Source organism: uncultured Nostoc sp., from assembly GCF_964245445.1.
GTDB lineage: Bacteria > Cyanobacteriota > Cyanobacteriia > Cyanobacteriales > Nostocaceae > Nostoc.
The window spans coordinates 1-5,568 of the sequence record NZ_CAXTNE010000392.1; the positions used below are offsets into that span (position 1 = coordinate 1).

The 5,568-nt window shown below is 41.9% G+C and carries 7 protein-coding genes; 2 read left to right on the plus strand and 5 right to left on the minus strand.

Features of this window, described 5'->3' with window-relative positions; genetic code table 11:
* Positions 1-18: 18 nt before the first annotated feature.
* From ACFE90_RS35640 to rplU, 3 genes are all read right to left on the minus strand, one after another.
* Positions 19-735 (minus strand): molybdopterin-dependent oxidoreductase, encoded by a 717-nt coding sequence (locus ACFE90_RS35640; protein ID WP_375506978.1) that lies wholly within the window; start codon positions 733-735, stop codon positions 19-21.
* A 425-nt stretch (positions 736-1,160) separates the two neighbouring features.
* Positions 1,161-1,457 (minus strand): 50S ribosomal protein L27, encoded by a 297-nt coding sequence (gene rpmA / locus ACFE90_RS35645; protein WP_099099325.1) that lies wholly within the window; start codon positions 1,455-1,457, stop codon positions 1,161-1,163.
* 27 nt (positions 1,458-1,484) lie between these two features.
* Positions 1,485-1,892 carry a 50S ribosomal protein L21 gene (rplU, locus tag ACFE90_RS35650; RefSeq protein ID WP_375506979.1) on the minus strand — a complete coding sequence of 136 codons (408 nt, stop codon included), beginning with the start codon at positions 1,890-1,892 and terminating at the stop codon, positions 1,485-1,487.
* 451 nt (positions 1,893-2,343) lie between these two features.
* Between rplU and ACFE90_RS35655 the strand changes: the two genes are divergently transcribed.
* A complete protein-coding gene (locus ACFE90_RS35655; protein WP_229469376.1) occupies positions 2,344-2,577 on the plus strand; it encodes a Nif11-like leader peptide family natural product precursor in 234 nt (77 codons plus the stop codon).
* Between the two features lie 238 nt (positions 2,578-2,815).
* Positions 2,816-3,904, plus strand: coding sequence for a DNA polymerase beta superfamily protein (locus ACFE90_RS35660; protein ID WP_375506980.1), 1,089 nt, complete (start codon positions 2,816-2,818; stop codon positions 3,902-3,904).
* Positions 3,905-3,973: 69 nt separating this feature from the next.
* Here ACFE90_RS35660 and ACFE90_RS35665 read toward each other — a convergent pair whose 3' ends face one another.
* Positions 3,974-4,270 carry a hypothetical protein gene (locus tag ACFE90_RS35665; protein WP_100901737.1) on the minus strand — a complete coding sequence of 99 codons (297 nt, stop codon included), beginning with the start codon at positions 4,268-4,270 and terminating at the stop codon, positions 3,974-3,976.
* A gap of 91 nt (positions 4,271-4,361) precedes the next feature.
* Positions 4,362-5,486, minus strand: coding sequence for a magnesium chelatase ATPase subunit I (gene bchI, locus ACFE90_RS35670; RefSeq protein ID WP_375506981.1), 1,125 nt, complete (start codon positions 5,484-5,486; stop codon positions 4,362-4,364).
* Positions 5,487-5,568 lie beyond the last annotated feature (82 nt).

Below are 5,568 nucleotides of genomic sequence, written 5' to 3' on the forward strand. Positions count from 1 at the left end.
TCCCTGCCCCCTGCCCTCTCATAACCCTGCAAACCACTCATAGCCCTGATCTTCCCAATAACCTTTACGAGGTAACAGATTGCTGACGAATGTAATTTGAGTCACCCACTTACTTTGCTTGTAGCCCAGTTTAATTGGGGATGCTAGGCGTATGGGCGCACCATTATCAACTGATAAAGGTTGTCCATTCTTTTGATAAGCCATGAGAGTTTGGGGATGTACAGCAGAGGCAATATCCCAGCTTTCGTAGTAGCCATCAGCAGATTTGAAGTAGACATAGCGGACGTTTGACTTAGGCTGTACCAGTGCTACCAAGTCTCGTAATCGCACACCTCCCCATTGAGCGATCGCTGCCCAGCCTTCAACACAAACATGGCGAATTACCATTGAAGTCAAGGGAAGTTTTTGAATATCTGCCATACTCAATTGCATCACGTTACTAACCTCGCCATCAATCTTCAGGCGAAACTGCGCTGGATCAATTTGCGGCGTAAAGTCAAAAGTATTAATCAGCAATTTGTCTGGTTCTATGGCACTAACAGGAAATTCAGGTACTGGTTTTTGACTTAGCAGGAGTGCTTCAAGACTTTGATTTAGTGGCTCAGATATTTGCCGCAGATTATCTGAGAACAAATTTGTCCCACAGCCACTTAAAAGAAAGCCTACCCCTGAAAGTCCAGATACTTGCAGTAACCGACGACGGGATAGGGTGCGTTTGGGAAGAATCAGACTCATAAGTACCTCTACAGGAACATAGACTTAATTAGATGCTTCCTACCTTCAGGGCAAGTAAAGATTCAGGAATTATAAATAGTATGACAGTGATAAAGTCACTAGACCCAGAAGACCAAATCGGCTAATCCAAAGAGTTTCAGAACAAACGTATCTCTGGCTGGCTATTTTGAACTTTGGAACATCTAATGCAATCATCCGAAAGCTAACAAAAATTGGTGTCTAAAACTTAATATGCAATGCCTAGAAGGCAAGCTACACAACCCAAGTTATTTGTGTAATATTTTGTTATTCAAGAATATCTGCGCTTTGATGCTCCTGAAACTAAATCTATGGGCAACAGAGGAACAAAGCGACTTTTAAGCAACGCCTGGAATATGCGATCGCTAACTAGCAATTAGGGTGGGAACAGTGCCCACCCTAACACTCTAACTTGCTACTGCCTCAGCAGGGGCTGCCTCAGCAGCAGTTATGGGTAAATAAACACTAACTTTTTTACGGGTTTTGCCTTTTCTCTCAAACATTACAACACCGTCGATTAAGGCAAACAGAGTGTCATCGCTACCAATACCGACGTTGTTACCAGGGTGGAATTTGGTACCACGCTGACGCACCAGAATGTTTCCTGCACGTACAACTTGACCGCCATAACGCTTGACACCCAGACGTTGGGCATTAGAATCACGACCGTTGCGTGTACTACCTGTTCCTTTCTTATGAGCCATGATTTCCTCTTGTGTATATTCTTATTATTATTCAGCAGCAGTTTCAACTTCTTCAGTAGGAGTCTCATCTAAAACGGGGGTTTCCTTCTCCGTTTCTCCTTCAAAAGCAAATACTTCACCGTTAAGGGTGATGGAGTCAATCATAAGTCTGGTAATTTCCTGACGATGCCCCCGCTTTTTACGGGTTTTCTTTTTGGGCTTCATCTTGTATACCAGAACTTTACGACCTCTGTAATGTCGCATTACAGTCCCTTCTACAGTCGCACCTGTCACTAGTGGCTGTCCAATGGTAACTTCACCATCGTGCTGCACGAGTAATACAGAGTCTATTGTAACTTTTTCATCTGGTTCGGTCGGAAGCAGTTCAATATCGTAAAACCGGCCTGGCTCTACTCGTATTTGTTTGCCGCCAGTTTCAATAATCGCGTAGGTCATGGAATTGTCCTTGAGGTTGCCGTACAGGTAGCTGGTTCTTATCTCGTGTAGAGACGCTTTTGCCAGCTTTTGTAATATGTCTACCTGATCCGAGCAGGAATTAGACAGACAATCTAACACTCTATTTTATCAGCAGGTGCTAAGTCAAGCTTTTATTTGCCAAAAGTCGTCATAACTGAATCACCACGCAAAGAATCTAAAATGTATTTACAATTAAAACTCAATGTTATTTAGTTAAATACTGCTTCCATCTTAGGGCTGAGTTTTATAAATTAGCAGAAATATTTAGACTAAAACTTATATTTTCTTATCAGAATCTACATAATTATCTTCTTTGTTTTAAAATTAAACTTACACTCTTAATCTAAAGGTTCTTCAGAAAATTTAGTGATTCCACAGGAGTCAAATTACTACATTCAAACCTGATATTTAAAACAGGAGATACACTGTCATGACACAGCAAAATGCTACCCGACTTTTTGAAGCCGTCAAACAAGATCAAGCATTACAGCAAAGACTCAAAGCAACAGCTAATCCAGAAGCCTTCGTCAAGATTGCTCAAGAGCGTGGCTATGATTTCAGCGTCGAAGAACTGGAGAGTGAAATCAGCAAATTGTCTGAAGAAGATTTAGCCGCCATTGTTAATCCAGGATGGGGGAATAGACGGCACATTAATCCTAGATAATTCCTGTTTTAGGAAAGCGAAAATATAGGAACAACTAAATTGACAAGTTTTGCTCCTTAAGGGGATATCGTTGCATCAATCATCTCCTTTAGGGGCATTTTTGTTAAACTAAGCAACTCTTGGTATTAGTCATTGGGTATGGGGATTGTTATTCTTATTCTGCTCCTCTGCATCCCCATTGCCCACTTCCCACCTGATTAACTCATGAGTTAGGATGACTATATTTTAATCAGGTGATATGGAAAGAATAGAAGTTGAGCAAAGAACTATTTTAATTGGTTTGGCAGGTAGCCACGGCTATGGTTTAAATCGTCCTGATTCAGACTTTGATTATCGGGGAGTATTTATCGCACCCAAAAGGTATTACTTGGGATTTGATCGCATAGAACAAAAAGATGCTGGTTGGGATGAACCAGGAATATTTCCATTCGTTGATGGCAACAAAGACACAGTTATATATGAATTAAGAAAAATCCTTCAGTTATTAGCAGGTGCGAATCCCAATGTTTTAGAATTGCTCTGGTTAAGTAACTATCCTTTTTTAAGCGCAGTCGGACAGCATTTAATTAATCATAAGCAGTTATTTTTGAGCAAGAAAGTAAAACATACTTACACTGGTTATGCCTTTGCCCAAATCAAAAAGATGGAAACTCATCGTAAATGGTTGTTAAAGCCACCGCAAAAAAAGCCTATACCATCTGATTTCGCTATAGAAGACGAAGCACCCCTCAGCAAAGATGAGCTAAATGCTTTTCTGGAATATCTTTATAACTTAATCAGAGGGCGGATTGAGTTTTTGGAAGAAGCGGAACAATTATACCAATTGCTGACGGCAGATATTGATTTTAAAGGCGTGTTGAAACAATACACTTTGCCAGATGAAACTTTGGAATATACCCAAAAGTTAACCAATAGCCGTAAAGATTTTATCCGCCTGCTTCAGAAAAGCCAAAGTTATCAAATAGCTTTAAGAGAATGGAAAGCTTACTTATCTTGGCAGGAAAATAGAAATCCGGCTAGGGCAGAAATGGAAATAAAATCGGGTTTTGACCTTAAACATGGAATGCACTGCATTAGATTGCTACGCAGTGGAGTAGAAATATTGCGGCGGGGTGAAGTGATTGTAGATAGGAGAATAGCTGGCGATTTTGAGGATTTAAAAGCTATTTTAAAGGGTGAGTATTCTTATGAAGAGGTGATGAAAATGGCAGAAGATTTGGTTGCTGAAATGGAAATTGTTTACGAACAATCTGCCCTACCTCACAAACCTGATTTAGAGCAAATTAATGATTTGTGTATGGAATTGGTGGAAATGCAGAATTGGTAAGTTGTTGGGCATTAGATATGGGACATTGTTGATGAAATTTCTTCCGTATTTCCTATTCCCAACTCCCCATTAAAGAGCGTACATTAAATCAGCAAAACCATAGAGGCTGATGATCAGCAATAGCGAAGCTGTTAGTTGGGTAATTCGCGTCTGGGGTGAGGGAGCGATCGCTTCCCGCACTAAGATAGAAATAGATGCCCCAACTACTAAGCTCAAGCCTAAGATTAAATAGGGTCTATCGGGTAAAATACTGGCTATTGCCAGCATAGCGATCGCTAATAAGAGCATCAATAATTCTACAAACCTGGGTGGGTTGTATTGGCTAGATAGAACAAAGCTGTTAAACCAAAAAGACCAAAATCTCATAATCAGTTTTGAGTGCTAAATGTTGAGTTTGACTCTGCCAATTTTAGATTTTGGATTTTTCCTTCAATCCAAAATCTAAAACCAAAATTAATTAGCTCCTAGCCCCTAACTTTTGACCTGTGCCGTTTTTTTGTGCAACATCACTTTCTGGTAGTTCGACACCAAAGACGCGGCTAAAAACTTTGGCGACTTTGTAGCCAGAATCAATCGATTCTAAGGGGTCTTTCCGCAGCCTGTGACGCAAGGATAGCGTAATTACGCGGTGGATATCATCAATTGTAACTTCTGTGCGTCCTTCATAAGCTGTTAAGGCTTTGGCGGCGCGGTTACTAACAATGTCACCCCGCAAACCATCTACATCCAGTTCTGAGCAGACTTCAGAAATTTTCACCCGCAGTTCATAGTCAATTTTCACTTCTGGCAAAAGCTGTTGAGCATTGACAATTTGCTGTTGTAGTGCTTCTTGCTGGGGTTTGTAGTTTTCGAGAAATGCTGGAGGATTTTGATCAAAATCCGCTCGTTGTTCGACGATTTGCACCCGCAAGGCTGGTTCTTTTACGGTGTGAATTTCTGCGTGCATCCCAAAGCGATCGAGCAATTGCGGGCGTAGTTCGCCTTCTTCCGGGTTTCCAGAACCCACAAGAACGAAACGTGCTGGGTGACGGATAGAAATACCTTCTCGTTCTACAGTGTTCCATCCACTCGCGGCGGAATCTAGTAACACGTCTACGAGGTGGTCATCTAGTAAGTTGACTTCATCCACATAAAGAATGCCCCGGTTAGCCTTTGCCAGCAGTCCCGGTTCAAAAGCTTTGACACCTTCAGATAAAGCTTTCTCAATGTCGATTGTGCCGCAAACTCGGTCTTCTGTAGCTCCTAGTGGCAGGTCTACCATTTGGACTTTTTTATGAGCTACAGGAATTTCCGCCCCTTGTTCTAACAATTGGCGGACTTCATCGCTCATCAAGTCAGGGTCGCTAGGATCGCTACTGAAGGGGTCATTGGCAACCACAGAAATTTCAGGCAGCAGATCCGCCAGCGCCCGGATAGTTGTGGATTTCCCGGTGCCGCGATCGCCCATAATCATTACACCACCAATTTTGGGGTCAATCACGTTCAATAGCAACGCCAGTTTCATTTCTTCCTGGCCCACAATTGCCGTAAAAGGAAATACCACGCGACGCGCACTTGCCGTGGATTGAGCAGTTGGACTCACTAAATTACCTTAACAATATTTTTCTTATTACAGTTCTTTATTGTGACACAGGTGGGGTGTGGGGGAGTGAGAAGATCGGGGG

What these genes read in the sequence shown, in the direction of transcription:
- rpmA (WP_099099325.1), bottom strand. Translation starts at nt 1,457, where the DNA reads ATGGCTCATAAGAAAGGAACAGGTAGTACACGCAACGGTCGTGATTCT.
- rplU (WP_375506979.1), bottom strand. Translation starts at nt 1,892, where the DNA reads ATGACCTACGCGATTATTGAAACTGGCGGCAAACAAATACGAGTAGAG.
- ACFE90_RS35665 (WP_100901737.1), bottom strand. Translation starts at nt 4,270, where the DNA reads ATGAGATTTTGGTCTTTTTGGTTTAACAGCTTTGTTCTATCTAGCCAA.
- ACFE90_RS35655 (WP_229469376.1), top strand. Translation starts at nt 2,344, where the DNA reads ATGACACAGCAAAATGCTACCCGACTTTTTGAAGCCGTCAAACAAGAT.
- ACFE90_RS35660 (WP_375506980.1), top strand. Translation starts at nt 2,816, where the DNA reads ATGGAAAGAATAGAAGTTGAGCAAAGAACTATTTTAATTGGTTTGGCA.
- ACFE90_RS35640 (WP_375506978.1), bottom strand. Translation starts at nt 735, where the DNA reads ATGAGTCTGATTCTTCCCAAACGCACCCTATCCCGTCGTCGGTTACTG.